The organism is Streptomyces sp. NBC_00846, assembly GCF_045207325.1.
Lineage (GTDB): Bacteria > Actinomycetota > Actinomycetes > Streptomycetales > Streptomycetaceae > Streptomyces.
Map to the genome: position 1 here is coordinate 5,215,106 of NZ_CP108846.1, position 17,987 is coordinate 5,233,092.

At 71.2% G+C, this 17,987-nt stretch carries 14 protein-coding genes; 3 read left to right on the forward strand and 11 right to left on the reverse strand.

Going from position 1 to position 17,987, the window contains the following annotated elements:
• The first annotated feature begins 55 nt into the window (after positions 1–55).
• Positions 56–1,294, forward strand: a complete 1,239-nt coding sequence (locus OG936_RS24165; protein WP_406497385.1) for a styrene monooxygenase/indole monooxygenase family protein — start codon at positions 56–58, stop codon at positions 1,292–1,294.
• Between the two features lie 782 nt (positions 1,295–2,076).
• Entirely contained in the window at positions 2,077–2,292 is a 216-nt protein-coding gene (locus tag OG936_RS24170) for a hypothetical protein (RefSeq protein ID WP_389793670.1), read from the forward strand.
• A 419-nt stretch (positions 2,293–2,711) separates the two neighbouring features.
• On the opposite strand, the gene OG936_RS24175 is transcribed toward OG936_RS24170, so the two are convergent.
• The 6 genes from OG936_RS24175 to OG936_RS24200 all read right to left on the reverse strand — a co-directional run bounded on the left by OG936_RS24175 (position 2,712) and on the right by OG936_RS24200 (position 9,620).
• Positions 2,712–2,960 carry a hypothetical protein gene (locus tag OG936_RS24175; RefSeq protein WP_406497387.1) on the reverse strand — a complete coding sequence of 83 codons (249 nt, stop codon included), beginning with the start codon at positions 2,958–2,960 and terminating at the stop codon, positions 2,712–2,714.
• A 126-nt stretch (positions 2,961–3,086) separates the two neighbouring features.
• Complete coding sequence (locus OG936_RS24180; protein WP_406497389.1) at positions 3,087–4,286, reverse strand: NlpC/P60 family protein; 1,200 nt, start codon at positions 4,284–4,286, stop codon at positions 3,087–3,089.
• A gap of 536 nt (positions 4,287–4,822) precedes the next feature.
• Positions 4,823–7,516: a PQQ-binding-like beta-propeller repeat protein gene (locus OG936_RS24185; protein ID WP_406497391.1), complete on the reverse strand. Its 2,694-nt coding sequence runs from the start codon at positions 7,514–7,516 to the stop codon at positions 4,823–4,825.
• Between the two features lie 81 nt (positions 7,517–7,597).
• Complete coding sequence (locus OG936_RS24190) at positions 7,598–7,864, reverse strand: hypothetical protein (protein ID WP_406497393.1); 267 nt, start codon at positions 7,862–7,864, stop codon at positions 7,598–7,600.
• 17 nt (positions 7,865–7,881) lie between these two features.
• Positions 7,882–8,637 carry a TetR/AcrR family transcriptional regulator gene (locus tag OG936_RS24195; RefSeq protein WP_406497395.1) on the reverse strand — a complete coding sequence of 252 codons (756 nt, stop codon included), beginning with the start codon at positions 8,635–8,637 and terminating at the stop codon, positions 7,882–7,884.
• Between the two features lie 47 nt (positions 8,638–8,684).
• Positions 8,685–9,620 carry a diiron oxygenase gene (locus OG936_RS24200; protein ID WP_266905448.1) on the reverse strand — a complete coding sequence of 312 codons (936 nt, stop codon included), beginning with the start codon at positions 9,618–9,620 and terminating at the stop codon, positions 8,685–8,687.
• A gap of 207 nt (positions 9,621–9,827) precedes the next feature.
• Between OG936_RS24200 and OG936_RS24205 the strand changes: the two genes are divergently transcribed.
• Positions 9,828–10,946, forward strand: a complete 1,119-nt coding sequence (locus OG936_RS24205) for a ferritin-like domain-containing protein (RefSeq protein ID WP_406497397.1) — start codon at positions 9,828–9,830, stop codon at positions 10,944–10,946.
• A 33-nt stretch (positions 10,947–10,979) separates the two neighbouring features.
• Here OG936_RS24205 and OG936_RS24210 read toward each other — a convergent pair whose 3' ends face one another.
• The 5 genes from OG936_RS24210 to OG936_RS24230 all read right to left on the reverse strand — a co-directional run bounded on the left by OG936_RS24210 (position 10,980) and on the right by OG936_RS24230 (position 17,873).
• Positions 10,980–11,861, reverse strand: a complete 882-nt coding sequence (locus tag OG936_RS24210; RefSeq protein WP_406497398.1) for an alpha/beta fold hydrolase — start codon at positions 11,859–11,861, stop codon at positions 10,980–10,982.
• Positions 11,862–12,039: 178 nt separating this feature from the next.
• Positions 12,040–13,497: a penicillin-binding transpeptidase domain-containing protein gene (locus tag OG936_RS24215; protein WP_406500583.1), complete on the reverse strand. Its 1,458-nt coding sequence runs from the start codon at positions 13,495–13,497 to the stop codon at positions 12,040–12,042.
• 55 nt (positions 13,498–13,552) lie between these two features.
• Positions 13,553–14,932 (reverse strand): FtsW/RodA/SpoVE family cell cycle protein, encoded by a 1,380-nt coding sequence (locus OG936_RS24220; protein WP_406497400.1) that lies wholly within the window; start codon positions 14,930–14,932, stop codon positions 13,553–13,555.
• Between the two features lie 362 nt (positions 14,933–15,294).
• On the reverse strand, positions 15,295–15,624 hold the full coding sequence (locus OG936_RS24225; protein WP_406497402.1) for a zinc-ribbon domain-containing protein: 330 nt from the start codon (positions 15,622–15,624) through the stop codon (positions 15,295–15,297).
• A complete protein-coding gene (locus tag OG936_RS24230; RefSeq protein ID WP_406497403.1) occupies positions 15,621–17,873 on the reverse strand; it encodes a HEAT repeat domain-containing protein in 2,253 nt (750 codons plus the stop codon). The genes OG936_RS24225 and OG936_RS24230 overlap by 4 nt, the downstream gene beginning before the upstream one ends.
• Between the last annotated feature and the right edge of the window lie 114 nt (positions 17,874–17,987).

Consider the following 17,987-nt stretch of genomic DNA (forward strand, 5'->3'; position numbering starts at 1 on the left):
CCGAGATCTTCAACACCCTCCTGGCTCGCACGCAACACGTAACGGAGAAACAGCGATGCGGAAGATACTCATAGTCGGAGCCGGTCAGTCCGGTCTCCAGCTCGCCCTCGGACTGCAGTCCAAGGGCTACGAAGTCACCCTGATGTCCAACCGCACCGCCGACGAGATCCGGTCCGGCCGGGTCATGTCGACCCAGTGCATGTTCCACACCGCGCTCGAGTACGAACGCGACTACCAGCTCAACTTCTGGGAGTCCCAGGCCCCGCGCATCGAGGGCCTCGGTATCTCGGTCGCCGCGCCCGACTCCTCGCGCGCCGTCGACTGGGTCGGCAAGCTGGACGGCTTCGCCCAGTCCATCGACCAGCGCGTGAAGATGGCCGGCTGGATGGAGACCTTCGCCCAGCGCGGTGGACAGCTCGTCATCCACGGTGCAGCCGTCTCCGACCTGGACTACTTCTCCCGTACGTACGACCTGGTTATGGTCTCCGCGGGCAAGGGCGAGCTGGTCTCCATGTTCGGCCGGGACGCGTCCCGTTCGCCGTTCGACGCCCCGCAGCGCGCCCTGGCCGTCGCGTACGTCCACGGCATGGGCCCGCGCCCCGAGCACCCCGAGTTCGACGCGGTCCGCTGCAACCTGGTTCCGGGCGTCGGCGAGCTCTTCGTGATGCCGACCCTGACCACGTCCGGCCGCGCGGACATCCTGTTCTGGGAGGGCGTCCCGGGCGGCCCGCTCGACGTGTTCCAGGGCATCAAGGACCCCTCCGAGCACCTGGCCAAGACGCTGGAGCTCTTGGAGCGGTTCCTGCCGTGGGAGTACGCCCGCGCCACCAAGGTCGAACTGACCGACGCCAACGGAACCCTGGCCGGCCGTTACGCCCCGACCGTCCGCAAGCCGATCGGCCGGCTGCCCAGCGGCGGTCTGGTCCTCGGCGTGGGAGACGTGGTCGTCGCCAACGACCCGATCACCGGCCAGGGCTCCAACACGGCCTCCAAGTGCGCGAACTCCTACCTGAACTCGATTCTCGAGCACGGCGACCGCGAGTTCGACGCGGAGTGGATGCAGGCCACGTTCGACCGGCACTGGGAGACCACGCAGCACGTCGTGAAGTGGACCAATGCGATGCTCGGCGTACCGCCGGAGCACGTACTGAACCTGATCGGCGCCGCCGGTCAGCTCCAGCCGGTCGCCAACCGCTTCGCGAACGGCTTCAACAACCCGGCGGACTTCGAGAACTTCTTCTTCGACCCGGAGAAGACGAACGCGTACCTGGCCGAGGTCTCCGGCGCCGCGTAGGCGTCTGACCTGCGAAGTAGCGGTCAACGTTGGTGAACGTTGGTGACTGTGGGCCGCCCTCCGACGGCCCACAGACGGCCCGGCCGTCGGCGCGGTGTACCGGCCTGACACCTCGTGACAGTCAGGCCCCCGTGACACCCAAACGCCCAGGCAGACGCGATGACGCAGGCCTGACACCGCCAGAAACCTCCGCCCCCGGCGCTCCTGACACCGCCGGCAGGCTGATGACTCGCGACCTGGTGCCACCGCTCCGGAGAGGCGGGCGACGCGACCATCACTCTCTGTCGCGGCTCTTGTGGGGGTCTGTGGGGGTCCCACAGCCCCCCACAAGATGTCCGCCGAGGCGTCCTGTAGGGGGCGCAGGGCCGTTTCCGGGGGTGGTTTCTGTGGGACCCGACAGGCGCGGCCCCCGGTCGTGCAACCGCGCGACGGCGCTCGGGAGACACGGCGCTGGTCGCGCGGGAGCGGAGCGAGCTGCCAAAGAATGTGCGGCCTGGCCGCTCCTTCTATCGCCCTTTCGAGCGGGGTCGAATCCAGGACTGCCCTGCTAGAGCGTGTCTGACGGGTCGCGTCATGCAGACCGTCCCCACCCTCAGAGCTGCCATCGCTCCGCCGTCCGTCCCGCCTTCCCAGTCGGCCGCGAAGGCCTTGGGCGGGCCGGGTCAGCGGCCCCGCTCCCGACAGCCATGCCACCTGAATGGCGCAACATGATGTGCCATCCACATGGGCGAAGCTCAAGCTGGCTAGTGCCCCACCGAGGCAATCCGTGAAAGGGGAACCAAATGCACATTCGACGAATCCTTGCCGCCGTCATCGCCACGGCAGCCCTCGCCGGACTCGGCCTCACAGGCGCCGCCACCGCCACCGCCGCCACCGCAAAGGGTGCCCCATCCGTCGTCAGCCCTTCTGAGTGCAGGCAGGGCGGCGGAGAGCCTCGGATCGACTTGCCGGGCAACCCCTGCATGGGCGGTAAATACGACGGCCAGGAGGTCGACTAAACCCCAGGGAGCGCCCCGCGGCCACGCGCCGCGGGGCGCTCCCGCGCGAGCGTGCAGCGAATCATGCGGCTGAGCTGCGCACTAGCGTCTAGCAGTGGGTGCGAGAAGACCCCGGTTTCGCTTGGAAACCGGGGTCTGGGCAGGGGCTCGCCCCCTGCGCTAGTGCCGCGACCGGCAAGCTTTGCCCCGTCGCGCCGCCCAGCACGCACTCCCCCAAGGCCTTGAGGGCCAGGGGGGACCCCCTTCTGCGTTGGCCAAAAGCCCTGGTAGCTCCTTCCCCGAGCTCTCAACTTCGTTCGAGCAGGGGAGGCCCCGTTCAAGGACTTCCGGCCGCCTTGCGATCGCACGCACTGGACGACGCTCCTTCCGGGCAAACATTGCCGGTCGCGGCACTAGCGCAGGGGGCGAGCAAGGTGACGTCACTGTGGCAGGAAGCCCGGCTTCTCTCGCCCAAGTGCCTGAAGCTGCGCGAGGTAGTCCTGGGCAGACGGCTCGGTGCTGTAGCGGCGCTTCACTTCGGCCGCGAGCTCCCGACTCGTCATGATGAGCGACGGCACCGACTGCCGGTCGCCTTGAAGCGCACGCTCTCCCATGATGAGTGCCTGTTCCAGGTCGCCCTCGCGTGCGGCCGTCACGCCCAGCGTTACGCGCGCCTCAGCGTTGCGCATCGGCGCGCACGCAGCACCTCTTCGGCAAGGGCCCTGGCCAGGAGACGAACGCGTACCTCGCCTCGGTGTCCGGCGCCGCGTAGGCGTCCGGCCCGGCTGTCATGTGCGGCCCTCGCGGCCCGGGACCTACTCCCCGGGCGCCGAGGACGAGCCGTACCCCGCGTCCGATCCCGCGGACGCCCCCTGCGGAAGCTGCGGCGCCTCGTACCCGGACAGCGGTACGCCCTGTGGATCCGGCCGTACGGCGCCCAGCAGCGGGTTCGACGCCACCGGCGAGACCTTCACCTGCGCGCCCGGCCGGGGTGCTTGCACCACCAGACCGTTGCCGATGTACAGCGCCACATGGGTGGCCTTCGGGAAGTAGATCACCAGGTCACCCGGGCGCAGCGCGTTCAGCGGCACCTTCGGCAGCTGCCGCCACTGCTCCTGCGAGGTCCGCGGAATGCCCCGGCCCGCCTTCGCCCAGGCCTGCGAGGTGAGCCCCGAGCAGTCGAACGAGTCCGGCCCCTCCGCGCCCCACACGTACGGTTTGCCGACCTGTCCGATCGCGTACTTCACCGCCTCGTCGCCCGCCCGGGACGGCGGCCTGACCGAGGACAGCGCGCCCGAGGCCACCAGTACACCCTGGGCCTTGGCCGCGCCCTGCTGCTCCAGCCGGGCCAGCTCGGCGAGCTGGGCGGCGGAGAGCTTGGCCAGCTTCGCCTCGACGGCCTCGAGCCGCGACTGCACCGCGTCCCGCTGCTTCTTCCGCTTCGCGGCCAGCACCCGCTGCTGTTCCAGCACCTTGCGCGACTCGGCCGCCAGCTCATCCGCGCGCTTCTCCGCACCGGTGAGCCGCTTCACGGTCGCCGCCCGCCCGGCCGCCGCCCGCTGGATCACATGCTCCTGGTCGAGGAAGTGCTCGGGATCGGGGGCCAGCAGCAACCGCACGTACGGCGAGAATTCCGACTGCCCCTGGTACTGCTCCCGGGCCAGCTGCCCCGCAGCGTCCCGACTGCCGACCAGCGCGACGCGGGCGGTGGTCAACGAGGCACTGAGCTTCTTCGCCTGCGCCGTACGCTTCTTCAGCTCCGCCGCGGTCCCGTTGTACGCCTCGGTGGACTCCTCGGCCTGCTGGTACAACTTCTGCAACTCGGTCAGCAGCTGTGCGATGCCCTTGCCGGCTGCCGCGGGGGCCGGGGCGGGAACGGCCGTGGGCGCGGCGGACGGCTTCGCGGCGCCGCCCGCCTCCGGCCCCGGCTCGACGGGTGCGGCGGCCGCCGGTGAGGCTACGACGATCGTGGCCAGCGCCGCGGTGCACACCACGCGCAGAACTCCGCCTGACATGACATCACCTCTGGTGACGGGGTGAATCAAGGGAATACCCCATAAGCGAGCACAACGGATCAATGTGGCCACCCGGTGCCAGGAGAGTCAAGAACCTCGCGGTGTGGCGACCTGCGGATTCGCCCGGAAGGCGGCGAACAGGTGCCGGAAACCGTCGGCCCTCGTCGTCATCGGTCTCCCGAACCTGAACTCTGTCGGCCGCGCCGACCAGTGTTCGCTGCACGCGCCGATCGGGAACGGATCCGATCGGTGTGTCGCGGACTGCAGGCGGCGCTGTCTGCGAAGGCGCCGGGTGACGAACCGTAGTGTGCTGTTCAGTTCGAATGCCGGGATCTCCCCGTGCTTGCCAGGGGCGGCGTGCAGGGTCTTCTCGGCTGAGGCCAGAGAAGTCCTCCGAGTTGCTGAGCACGCGTCACGTGGTTGCCGCTGACCGCGAGGACGGCGGGCACGCCTTGCACGCGCTGGGCGAGCGATGGCAGCGACACGGGCCACCGCTCGCCGGCGGCCCATGACTACGAGCCCCTGGACTCATTCATCTAGGCGACCGGGAACGCGTAGAAGATCCGGTCGCGTTGGATGACGGCGGTCGTACCGGACACCAGCACCCGGTACGGGGCGGTGACCGTGGGGCCCTTCGGGTCCTGGGCGCCGATGTCCTGGAACTTCCACAGCCGGCGGCCGTCCGCTGCCGTGAACGCGGTGACCTGGGACGCGTCCGCGGCCAGGAGTGTCCGGCCCGTCGTGCTGAGGGTCACCGCGGGGGCGGTGGTTCCGGCGGCGGCCTCTGTGGAGCGTCGCCAGCGCAGTCGGCCCGTCTCCCGTTCCACCGCGCCGACTTCCTGGTTGCGGTTGGTGGTGTGCAGCAGTGTGCCGGTGGCCACGGGGGTTCCGTACGGGGTCCCCGTGGTGCCGTTCAGCGTCCACTTCGGTTTGCCCGTGGGAAGTTCGAACGCCTGGAGGTCGTCGCCCACGGCCGCGTACAGCACGTCCCGGTCGTCGCCCAGAGCCGCCGCGTCCGGTGTGATGGTGCCGAACGACCGGCTCCACCGCTGCTTCCCGGTCTTCTGGTCGAAGCTCCGGAAGACGGCCTTCCCCTTGGCGGCCTTCACCTCACCGGGGGTGAGCGTGGCCGCGCTCTGGCATACGACGAAATCGTCCTGCCCGGTGGCGATCAGCCGGTACACGGGGGCGGCGGGTCCGCGTCCGGTGGGTACGGGGGTCCGCCACAGAACCTTGCGCTGGAGTACGTCGTACGCGCAGAGGTACGACCTGACGGCCTGGGTGTCCTTGCCGCGCTTCTTGCCCTTCTTCGGGGGCGGGGCCTTGACCGTGACCTTGTGGGACCCGGTGAACCAGACCACCGGACCGAATGTGCCCGCGATGTACGACACCACGAGGCCCGGCGTGTCGGTGAACTGGTCGGCGTAGCCCGCCCGGTGTACAACCTTGCCGTCCTTCGACGACAGCCACAGGAACTCGGTCGGACCCGCGACGAAGCAGAGGTCCTTCCCCGCCGGCAGGGCGGCGCGCCCCTTCGCGGCGTCCGCGCTCTCCCAGACCCGGCGGCCGGTACGCAGATCGATGCCGGCCGCCCCCTGCTCGCTGGTCACGACCAGCAGCCGGTCGTTCCAGAGGGCGGCGGTGAGCGGCGGCGGTTCGGCCGCCGGGTGCCGGTACACCCAACGCGGCTGCGGCGGCAGGCCCGCGACGGCGGCACCGCTGTGGCTCGGTGCGGGCTTGGGATCGTCGGTCGTGCCTCCGTCGCCGGACCCGAACGCGAGCACCCCGCCTCCGCCGACCACCAGCCCGGCGGCCCCGGCGGCGAGCCCGATGAGGAGGCCGCGCCGACCGAGCGCGGCGGAGCCGGAGGCGGGGGCGGGGGAAGGTGCCGGAGTTACGGGGACCGGGAGCGGGTGGGGCGGCATCGGCGCGACGGGCGGGAGCACAGCAGGGAGCCCGGCGGGGGGCCCGGCGGGGGGCCCGGCAGGCGGGCCGGGGAGTTCGCGCGGGACGGACAACTGGGTCGTCGGCCGGTCGGTCGTCGGTACATGGCGCCCGATGTCCCCGAGCTGCGTGGTTCGGGTGTCCCCTGCGGGTGCGGGGGCGGTGGTGTTCGCAGGTTCCAGGGCGACTCCGCCGACGGGTGCCGCGGCCGATGCGCCCGACGGGGCGTCGGCGGGTGCGGGTGCGTCGGTCGGCTCACCGGCCGGGACCGTGCCCACGGGTCCGTCGACGGGGCCGGCGGCCCGCTCGGCGACCGCCCCGTCCGCCTGGTCGCTGACCGGCGCATCCGTCGATTGTCCCGCCTCGGCCAACTCTCTTACGCGCAGCTCCTGTTCCGACACCTCGGCCACCAGCCGCCCCGGCAGCCAGCCGCCCTTCGCCAGGCCCGCCGCGCCTTCCAGTGCCAGCTCCGCCGCCACCGTTCCCGCGGTCGGCCGGTCGGCCGGGTCCTTCGCCAGGCAGCGGGCGATCAGGTCGCGCAACTCCGCCGGGACCGCGTCGAGTTCGGGGTCCGTGCGGGCGATCCGTTCGGCGCCCTCGGCGGCCGGCCCGTCGGCGAGCGGGGTCGTGCCGGTTGCCGCGTACGCCAGCAGCAGGCCCAGCACGAAGAGGTCGGAGGCCGGTCCGGGCTCCTCGCCCTCGACCTGTTCCGGGGTGAGGTAGGCGAGCCGTACGGACAACTGCCCGCCGGGGCGGGCCTCGGCGGCGGCCGCGGCGGCCAGCGGGCCGAACGCGGTGAGCCGCGGCCCGTCCTCGGCCAGCAGCACTGTCCGGGGGGCCAGGCCCTGGAGTACGGATCCGGTGGCGTGCACGCGGGAGAGGGTCTCGGCAATGCCCGCGCCCAGTATCCGCACGGCACGCTCGGGAAGCGGGCCCACGACCTCGATCGCCTCGGAGAGTGTCAGCGCGGGCACGTAGGGGCCGGCCGTCCACAGCAGGCCGTCGTCCGCGTCATCCGCCGGCGGGTCGAGGTGCGGCTGGACCCAGCCGCCGGCCAGCCGGTCCGCCGTGCGGGCCTCCGCCTGGAAACGGCGCCGGAAGGCGGGCAGCGCGGCGAGTCCGGGACGGGCGACGGTAAGCAGCACGGGCCGGCCGGTGGCGCCCCCGTCCCGGCCGGCGGTCGCGTCGTGTGCGACGTACTGCACGGCGCTCGCGGTCTCACGGAACCGCGCCAACGCGGTGTACGGACCGATGCGGCGTGGATCGTCCTGACGCAGCGCCTCCATGGCGCACCCCCTTGCTGACCGTGCCCGGCACCAGAGCGTCGATCTTAGACCGGCCCCTCGGCCGCACCGGGCCCCGTACCCTCAGTCGGGCTTGGACCAGGGCCACTTGGGGCTGTGCCGCACACGGCCCTCCGGGACGTACTCGTACACCCAGCCGCGCGGAATTCCCAGCCGCTTGGAGTGACCGGCCGGGACTCGGCGGTACGCGTACACGGTGGGGGGCCCGCCGTCGGCGGCCGGTACCGGGACCTCGTACCACTTGGGCGGATGACCGGTCGGGCCGACGAGGACGGGCAGTACCCGTCCGTCGAGAGGGCCGCCGGTGAAGGGGGTGTTCTCGCTTCTCACGGAGCCAGTCTGACCGATCAGCCCTCGGGCAGCAGATGGGCCGCTCCGCCGACGACCGGGATCAGCCGCTCCGCCAGCCGACCTGCCGGACCCGCCGCGGTCTCCAGCGGCAGCAGCTCCGCCACCGCCGACGCGGTATCCGGGTCCTTCGCCGCCGTCGCGGCCAGCAGCGCGATCAGCTGGTCGACGAGCCAGTCGCGCAGATCGGCCGCGGCGGGCTGCTTCCCCTCGTCCAGCCACATCAGGGACGCCGCCTCGACGGCCGCGATCCAGGTGCGCACCATCATCCGCAGCCGGGACCCGGCCCCGTCCCCCGTGCCCGCGTCGCCCCGGCCGAGGTGCAGCAGGATCTGCTCGGCCGCCGCCCGCCGTACCTCGTCGACGATCGCCGTCGTACGGGAGGTCTCGACGACGCTCCCGCCGCGCAGCAGTGCGCTGAAACCGGTGTCGTGCTCGTCCACGAACGCGAGATAACGGTCGAGCACCCGCAGCACCCGCTCGGTGGGCGGCCCCACGGGCGGCTCGCTGAAGCACAGGATCAGTTTCTCGGCGGCGGACCTCAGCGCCGCCTCGTACAACTGCTGCCGCCCGCCCGGGAAGTAGCGGTACACGAGCGGGCGGGAGACTCCGGCGACCGTCGCCACCTCGTCGAGCGAGACCTCGTCGGGGGCCCGGTGCGCGAACAGGCTGAGGGCGGCACCGAGGAGCTGGGTGCGGCGCTCCTCGACGCTGAGCCTTCGGTACGCACGGGTCGGCGGCGCGGCAGTGGTCATGCCATGAAGCGTATGCGCTGCGGGCGCCCGGGCAACGGGGCGTCGGGTCAGGCGAGCAGGCCCGAGCTTTTCCACAGCCTGCGCCCCACCCCGTTGAGCACCCCGATGTCGTCGAAGAAGTCCGTCAGCCGCTTCGCGCCGCTCTGCATGACCTCCGCCCGGTGGCCGCTCGCTTTCACCTGGGCGACGGCCTCGCGGCGGTCCAGGCCGACGTTCTCGTACACCTGCGGGTTGACGAAGCAGACGGAGAAGACCCGGGCCGCCTCTCCGCAGCTCACCCGGGTGAGTTCGCGCTCCCAGCGCGGGGCTGTCACCATCTGGCGGCGGAGCTCCTCGCGGGCGTACCGGACGTGCCGTGCCTCCTCGACGACATGGATGCGGGTCACGCCGCGCACCAGCGTCTGGACGCGCTCGTCCGGGAACGTCAGCCGCTGCATCCAGTCGAGGATCTCCTCCCCGAGCAGCGTCGCGGCGAACGAACCGGGCGTGGTGGAGACGGTCTTCAGCACGCGTGCGAGGTTGTGATAGACGCGCGGTACGGGGTAGTCGGGCGAGCCGCCCCACGTGATCATGCGGGCGAACATCATCGAATGACGGCACTCGTCGGCTATCTCGGTGAGCGCGTAGCGGACGTGGTTGCTGGTCACCCGCTTGTCGTAGATGTGGCGGACCAGCAGCTGCATGAGGATGATCTCGAACCAGATGCCCAACGAGGCCAGCGACGCCGCCTCGTGCCTGGACAGGTCCATCCGCTGCTCCTCGGACATCCGCCGCCACAGCGGGGTGTCGTAGAGCGAGACGAGCTCGGGCGGCCAGAACCACTTGCCGTCCTCGATCGCCGCGTCCCAGTCGAGTTCCTTGTCCGGGTCGAAGGAGTGCTTGGCCGAGGAGGCGAGCAGTCGCTCGGCGATCTCTTCGCGGTCCCGGAGCGGGCCGAGTGCGTCGCGGAGCAACTGCACGTCGCGTTCGGTCACTGTCGTCATGGCTGGAGGCACCTCACCCAGGGGTTACCGGCGGTCACTTCTTATGAGACTCCCCGTCAGTAATGCCGTCAATCCCCTGTGCGCGACTTGTTGACCCGGCGTCTACCAACGTGTGAACCTGCCAAGTGAGGCAAGTGAAGTATCTGAAGCAACTGACCGAACTGCCATGGAACTTGTCGGTCCATGCAAGGCGAACAGGAGCCGACCGTGTCGACACACGACCTCTACACCACCGCCCCGGACACACCGCTCTGGCAGGTGCCCGCCTCCGGCGCGGCCCGCTTCAGCTGGGATTACGACGACGGCCGCGAACGCCTGCTCGCCCTCTACCAGAAGGGCAAGGACAAACAGTGGGACGGCAACAAGCGCATCGACTGGTCCCTGGAGGTCGATCCCGCCGACCCGCTCGGCACCCCGGACGACGTCCTCGCCCTGTACGGCACGCCGCACTGGGCGAAGATGACCGAGAAGGACCGGGGCGATCTGCGCACGCACTACACCGCCTGGCAGTTCAGCCAGTTCCTCCACGGTGAGCAGGGCGCCATGGTCTGCGCGGCCAGGATCGTGGAGTCCGTCCCCGACCTGGACGCGAAGTTCTACTCCGCGACCCAGACCATGGACGAGGCCCGGCACGCGGAGATCTACAGCCGGTTCCTGCACGAGAAGATCGGGATGCTCTACCCGGTCAACGACAACCTCCAGGGGCTGCTCGGAGACACCCTGCGCGACTCCCGCTGGGACATGCCGTACCTCGGCATGCAGGTCCTCATCGAGGGCCTCGCCCTGGCCGCCTTCGGCATGATCCGCGACACGACGACCAAGCCGCTGCCCAAGCAGATCCTCGCGTACGTCATGCAGGACGAGGCCCGGCACGTCGCCTTCGGGCGGATGGCGCTGCGCGACTACTACAAGCAGCTGAGCGACGCCGAACTGCGCGAACGCGAGGAGTTCGTCATCGAAGGCTGCTATCTGATGCGCGACCGGCTCAGCGGCGTCGAGGTGCTGGAGAACTTCGGCATCGGCAAGCGCGAGGCCGAGGAACTCTCCGAGCAGTCAGCGTTCCTGCAGCTCTTCCGCAAGCTGCTGTTCAGCCGGATAGTGCCGTGCGTCAAGGACATCGGCCTGTGGGGCGAACGGCTTCAGAAGGCGTACGTCGACATGGGCGTCCTCGAACTCGGCGACTCCAGCCTGGACCTGCTGATGGCCCAGGACGAGGAGCTGGCCGAGCAACTGGACCGGGACCGTTTCGCGGCGGAGGAACAGGCCAGGGTCGCCGAGGTCGAGGAGGCGATAGCCGAGGGCGGAACGAGCCCGTCCGGGGACTGAGGGCGAAGTGGCCGGCCGGCGGGGACCCGGGTCTCAGAGCCGCGAGACGAATCCCCGCACCAGCTCCGCCACCTGCTCCGGTACCTCCAGCAGCATCGCGTGCGTCGCCCCGATGCCCTCGGCCGTCACGCCTTCCCGCTCCGCCACCAGCACCGCCAGATCCCGGGCCAGGCCGTGGCCGTACGCCGCCATCAGCTTGTCCAGCCACTCCAGGCCGGGCGTCGGCGGCACCCGGTGCAGCGCCCGGACCAGCAGCAACGGACAGGGGACGCGACGGAACAGCGCGAACAGGTCGAGGGCGTCCATGGCATCCAGCATCTCCAGGGCGCACTCCCGCTCCGGCAGCAACTGCCAGCCGCCATCCGGGAGTTCCCGCACGCTCGCGCGGAACGACGCCTTGGCCCGTTCGTACGGGATGCCCAGCCCCGTGCTGTACTCGGCCTGCTGCTCGACGTACTCCGCGGGCATCCGCTGCCCCGCCGACGCCCGGGCCAGGTCCCCGATATCGGCCAGCCGCCGCGCCACCTCGTCCGGGTCCAACCCCGGGTACTGCGCGGGCGTGCCCCACCAGAAACCGTCCAGGTTCACCGCCCCCGGCACCCGGCCCGGCCGCTCGGCGGCGTACAGCGCGGCGACCATCCCGCCCAGCGAGTGCCCGACGGGAACCACGCCACCGGTGACGCCCAGGGCGGCGAGGGTCTCGTCCAGGTCGCTCAGTACCGCGTCGAACGACCACGACGGGGCGGCGCTCAGCCCGTGCCCCGGCAGGTCCACGGCGAGCACCCGGTGGCCGGCGGTGAGGTGCGGGGCGACGGCGTCCCAGTCGGCGAGGGAACGCGAAGCCGCGTGCAGCAGGAGAAGGGCGGGCAGGCCGTCGTCGGGGCCGCCGTGGTCGCGTACGTGAAGAACGGTCATGGAGCCCACGGTAGGACGCGAAAGGCGGCCCGAGATCATTCGACAGCAGGAGGGAACGGGGCACTCGCGACAGCTACGATGGAGGTACGCCTTCCACCGGCCCCGGAAGCCCGGCCGGCATGACGGCTCGGCCGCACGGTGATCAGCGCGTTCTCCACCGCCCGCATCCGTCACGCGGTCAGTCTCGCAGGGCCGCCTCCATGACGGAACGGGCGATCGGGGCCGCGCTGCCGCCGCCACTGATGTCGGCCCGGTTCGCGGCGGCGTCCTCGACGACCACGGCGACCGCGACGGCCGGCTGCCCCGCGTTCGGCGCCTGCGCCCAGGAGATGAACCAGGCGTAGGGCCTGCCCGAGTTGTCGACGCCGTGCTGTGCAGTGCCGGTCTTGCCGCCGACCGTCACCCCGCCGATCGCGGCGTTGGCCCCGGTGCCCTGCTCCACGACGTCGACCATCATCCGCCGCAGCTGCACGGCCGTCCGCGGGCTCATGGCCCGGTGATAGGTGTGCGAGCCGTTGCGGTGGACGGTCGAACCGCTTCTCGTGGTCGTACGGTCCACCAGATACGGGTACTTGAGGTCGCCGCCGTTCGCCACGGCGGACGCGACCATCGCCATCTGGAGCGGTGTCGCCGACGTGTCGAACTGCCCGATCGACGAGAGCGCCAGCTGGTCGTCGCTCATCTTCGTGTCGAAGTTGCTCTTCGCCACCCCCGACGGGATCTTCAGCCCGGTGTCGTCGAAGCCGAACTTCCGCACGGCGTCCACCATGCCCTTCAGGCCGACACGCACCCCGAGTTCCGCCATCACGGTGTTGCAGGAGACCCGGATCGCCTCGGCGAGCGGGGCGTTCTCGCAGCCCTCCGCCTCGTTGGGGAGCGTGGTCGTCGTACCCGGCAGCACATAGGGGGACGGGGTGTCGGTCTCGGCGTCGGGATCGGTGACGACGCCCGCGTCGAGCGCCGCCGCCGCCGTCACGATCTTGAAGGTGGAGCCCGGCGGATACGTCTGCCGGATCGCCCGGTTGAGCATCGGCTGGCTCTTCGCCGCGTTCAGCTGCAGCCAGGCGTCGGTGACGGTCGAACCGGTTCCGGAGAGCCGGCCGGGGTCGTACGAGGGGGTGGAGACCAGCGCCAGGATCTTGCCGGTCGACGGTTCGACGGCGGCGACCGCGCCCCGCCGCCCGCCCAGCCCGTTGTAGGCGGCGCGCTGCATCGAGTCCTTGATGGTCGTGACGACATCGCCGCCGGGCTGCTGGCTGCGGGTGATCTCGTTCCACAGCGGGAACGGGGCGAGCATCGAGTCGGTGCCGGACAGGATGCCGTCCTCGGCGTGCTCGATCAGGGTCGTGCCGTACGTCTGCGAGGCGTAGCCGGTCACGGGCGCGTACAGCGGGCCGTTCTGGTACGTGCGCTCGTACGCGAGCTGCTCGCCGGTGTTCCGGGAGCCGGTGACGGACGTGCCGCCGACCAGGATGTTGCCGCGCGGCTGGTGATAACGGGCGATCGTGAGGCGGCGGTTGGCGGGGTTGCTGTCCAGGCTGTCGGCGTCGAGGACCTGGACACGGGCGGCGTTCAGCAGCAGCGCCACGAGCAGCAGAAGCAGGAGCGCGGCGGCCCGGCGGATGCAGCGGATCACGGCCTGGCCTCCGGGGCTCGTGACGGGCACGGGATCGTCGTGCGCGGGTACGGGCTCACAGTTCGTCCTCCGTCACCGGCGCGATGATCCCGGTGTCCACCTGGCCGGGGTGCGGTCTGCGGGCCTGGTCGCTCACCCGGATCAGCAGCGCCACGATGATCCAGTTGGTGACGACGGACGAACCGCCCTGTGCGAGGAACGGCATCGCCATGCCCGTCAGCGGGATCAGCCCCATCACCCCGCCCGCGATCACGAACACCTGGAGCGCCAGGATCGAGGCGAGACCGATCGACAGCAGCCGTCCGAAGGGGTCGCGCAGGGCGAGCCCGGCGCGGTAGCCGCGAGCGACGAGCAGTGTGTACAGCAGGAAGACCGCGGTCAGCCCGGTCAGGCCGAGCTCCTCGCCCGCCGTCGCCAGAATGAAGTCGGACTTGGCGGCGAATCCGATGAGGATCGAGTGGCCGAGCCCCAGCCCGGTGCCGAGCATCCCGCCCGCGGCGAACGCGAACAGCGACTGGGCCAGCTGGCCGGGGCCCTGACCGGCATTGATGGAGGCGAATGGATCGAGCCAGTCCTGGACCCGGCTGTGCACATGCGGTTCGACGGAGCCGACGGCGAACGCGCCGACGGCGGCGAGCAGCAGACCCACGGCGATCCAGCCGGTCCGGCCGGTCGCCACGTACAGCATGATCACGAAGAGGCCGAAGAAGAGAAGAGACGTGCCCAGATCGCGTTCCAGGACCAGTACGCCGACGCTGAGCAGCCAGATCGCCACGATCGGGCCGAGCACCCGGCCGGTGGGGAGCTGGAGCTTCCAGATGGTGCGGCCGGTGTAGGCGAGGGCGTTGCGGTTCGCGGCGAGATACGCGGCGAAGAACACCGCGAGCAGGATCTTGGCGAACTCACCGGGCTGGAAGGAGAATCCGCCGACCCGGATCCAGATCTTGGCGCCGTTCACCGCCGGGAAGAAGATCGGCACGATCATCAGGACCAGGGCGGTGGCGACCGAGAGATAGCCGTACCGCTGGAGCACCCGGTGGTCGCGCAGGAAGACGACCACCGCGATGAAGAGCCCCACGCCGAGCGTGGACCAGATCAGCTGGGTGGGGGCAGCCTGGTCCTTGGGGGTCTCCAGGTCGAGCCGGTAGATCAGCACCAGGCCGAGGCCGTTGAGGAGTACGGCGATGGGCAGCAGCAGCGGATCGGCGTACGGGGCGCGTAACCGGACCGCGAGATGGGCGACGAGGGCGAGCAGCCCCAGGCCCGCGCCGTAACCGGCCATGTCGGGCGGGACCACTCCGTTCCGGGCCAGGCCGACGGCGGCGTAGCCGTAGACGGGGATGAGGACGGCCCCGATGAGGAGCAGGAGCTCGACTCCGCGCCGCTTGGGCAGACGTAGATCGGGCGGGGGTGCGTCCGCCGTCGTTGCGGTCATGCCAGGCAACGTAGCAAGAGGTGGTGTCTATTTCCCTTATGTCATAGCGGGTATGTCCGTCGGAATGACGGGCCGGCAACCGATGCCGATGCGCCTGGCCGATGGGCCCGGCCGATGTGTTCGTGCGCTCTGTCCGGCGGCGGGCGTCGGCGGTTACCTGACGCAGACGCAGACGCAGACGCAGACGCAGACGCAGACGCAGACGCAGACGCAGACGCACCGTCATCTCAGCGCTGCCGCCCGGATCCCGGATCGTCCCGGCGCTCCGCCGCCGCCTCGTCGTCCGGTCGTGCGTACGCGGGGAGCGTGAGCCGGGCCACCGCGCCGCCGGCAATTATCCTTGCCGTTACGGCAAGAAGCGCCTAGGAAAGGTTCTGGCCCTGCCCACCCGGCGCGTAGCCCGGCTGCCCCTGCGTGGGCCCCTGCCCCTGTCCGAACGGGTTGCCGTTCTGCGCGGCGGCATGCTGCGCCAGCAACTGTTCGGCCTGTTCCTTCGGGACCTGCTGCTCACCGCCGCAGAACGTGCACTGCGTCGCGAACTTCGTCGAGAACGGGAACAGCGGCACGAAGAACAGCGTGAACTTGGTGACCCGCTTGCGCAGCGTGTGCGCGGCCGGATTGCCGCACCAGCCGCAGACCAGCGTCAGGATGGCCAGTTGGTACAGATATCCCCGCGTACCGAAAATGATCATGTTGTGGGTCCTTTCCCCGTATCACCCAGAAGAGCCTGCCGACAGAGCGCCAGCAGCTTTTCGTCCTCGTATGTGTCGTGGCTGCCGTATCCGCCGTCCATCGCGTTGTGACGGCGTACGGAGGCGAGTTCGGCGCGCAGCGCGTGCGCCACGTCCGACCCTGCACCAGTGACCCCCGTCCGCGCCAGGGATTCCGCCACCCGGACCCGGACATGACGATTCCGCTCCCAGGCCGTCAGGAGCACCGGCACGGACTCGTCGGCCCGCCCGGACACGTCCCACAGCGCGACCGCCGCGTCCACCCGCAGCCACGGCTCCTCGTGTCGCAGCAGCGCGCGCAGCCGGGGCGCGGTCAACGCCGCCCGCGTCCCGAGCCTGCCCAGCGCGTTCACCGCGGAGCGCCGCTCGTGGACGCGCTCCGCCTGGAGGCCCTCGATCAGCACCGGCAGCACGGCGTCGGCATCCCCGTCGACCGCCCACAACGCCTGAGCGGCCTCGGTCGCCAAAACGGACCCGGGACGGCGCAGCAGCGTACGCAGCTCCGGTGCGGCGCTGTGCGCGGCGGGCCCGAACGAGCCGAGCGCCCGCAGCGCCGCCGTACGCAGCCGCCTGCCCCGGTACTCCGGCGCGCCGCGCAGCACCCGCAGCACCTCCGGCGTCGCCTCGCCCGCCCGCAGCGCGGTCAGCCCCGCGAGGAGCGGGCCCGCCAGGTCGTACGCCGCCTCGTCGAGACGGACCTCGCCGAGCCTGCGGCGCAGCGCCGGGGCCAGCGGGGCCGCCGCCGCGCCCAGGTGGCCGACGGCGAACCCCATGTCGTGCGGCACCTCGGGCCGCTCCAGTGCCGCGGCCAGCGCGGGCACGGCTCGCGCATCGCCCAGCCGGGCCAGCGCCTTCACCGCGCTGCCGAGCCCGGTGGGGCCGCTGGGCCAGGCCTGCACCCAGGAATCGGGGTCCGCCGCCACCCGCGCGGCCAGCGCGTCGGCGGCGGGCGCGGCCAGCCCGAAGAGCTCCTCCAGCACATGTGCGGCCGCCCCGGCCAGCTGAGGCTCCGGCGTGGCGAGCTGCTCACCGACGAGCCGGACCAGCTCCTCGTACGAACCGCGCCAGACCCGGATCAGCCCGCTGCTCATCCGCAGCGCGTCGATCCGCTGCCGCCGATCGGGGCTGCGCAGCTGGTCCGCCAGCAGAGCAGTCCGCTCGGCGACCCGGTCGTCGAGCCCGACATGCAGCGTCCGCAGCAGATCCGCCGTCCAGGGGGCGGTACGTCCCGAGGCCTCCTCGTCGGACAGCGCCCGCAGCTGCCCCACCAGCGTCACCGGCGCGGCCCGCTCCTCGGCGGACGGCTCCCCGGTCCCCACCGGCGCGGCGTGCGCGTCAACGGCCGCGACCGCCTCGGCCTGGGCCCCGGCCGCGCCGACCGCCTCGGCCTGGGCCCCGGCCGCGTCGATCGCACCGGCCTGGGCGCCGACCGCGCCGGTCCGGTCGTCGGTCGTGGTGGCCGCCCCGGACCGGCGCGCGGGCGCGGAGCGCAACTGCCGCAGCAGCCCCGTCACCACCCGTACGACATCACCCGGCAGCGCGTCCGGCGTACACCGCGCCAACTGGGCCAGGGCGGCGAGCCGCAGCCCCGGCGAAAACCCCTCACCGGCGAGCCGGGACAGCCAGCCGGCCGCCTGCCCGGCCAGCCCGCTATGCCGCAGAGCGACCCGCCCGGCGGCCTCGACCAGGGCGAGCCGCACCTCCTCGGCCGGCTCCACCGGCAGCCGCTCCCGCAGCAGCGCGAGCACCCGCGCCGGGCGGTTGTGGAGGGTGGCGAGCGCCAGGGGAGCGGAGAGCCGCACCCCCGGGTCCTCGTCGGCCATCAGCTCGCAGAACACCCCGGCGCACGCGGTGACGGCAGTCGCCGCCATCGCGTAGTTCGCCGCGCCCTCGATCTCCTCCTCGTCGATCTCGTCCTCGTCGTCCTCGTCCAGGTCGATGCCGCCGATGCTGGTCAGCAGCTCGACGATGCTGCCCCGGTCCTGAATCCCCGGATCCACGACCAGCTCGAACAGAAAAGGAATGCAGGCCAGCGTGCAGGCGTACACATCGCCCTGATGGTGAACGGCCCCGTACATACCGTCCAGTGCCGTCTCGCGCTCCGCCGGATCGTCGGACGCGAGGCCCCGCAGCATCGCCGGCACATCATCGGCAGGCCCGTAGGCATGCTCCATCGAGGCCCAGTCGACCTCGTCGATCCCTGCGAACACGCCATCGCCTCCCCACGCAACTCCACGAAGCAGTGTCTGCGAGGAGTGTGCACCACGGTTCGGAAGCTCCGCCCGCCACATACGGTCACTTCCTTACGGACATGACAAGATCGT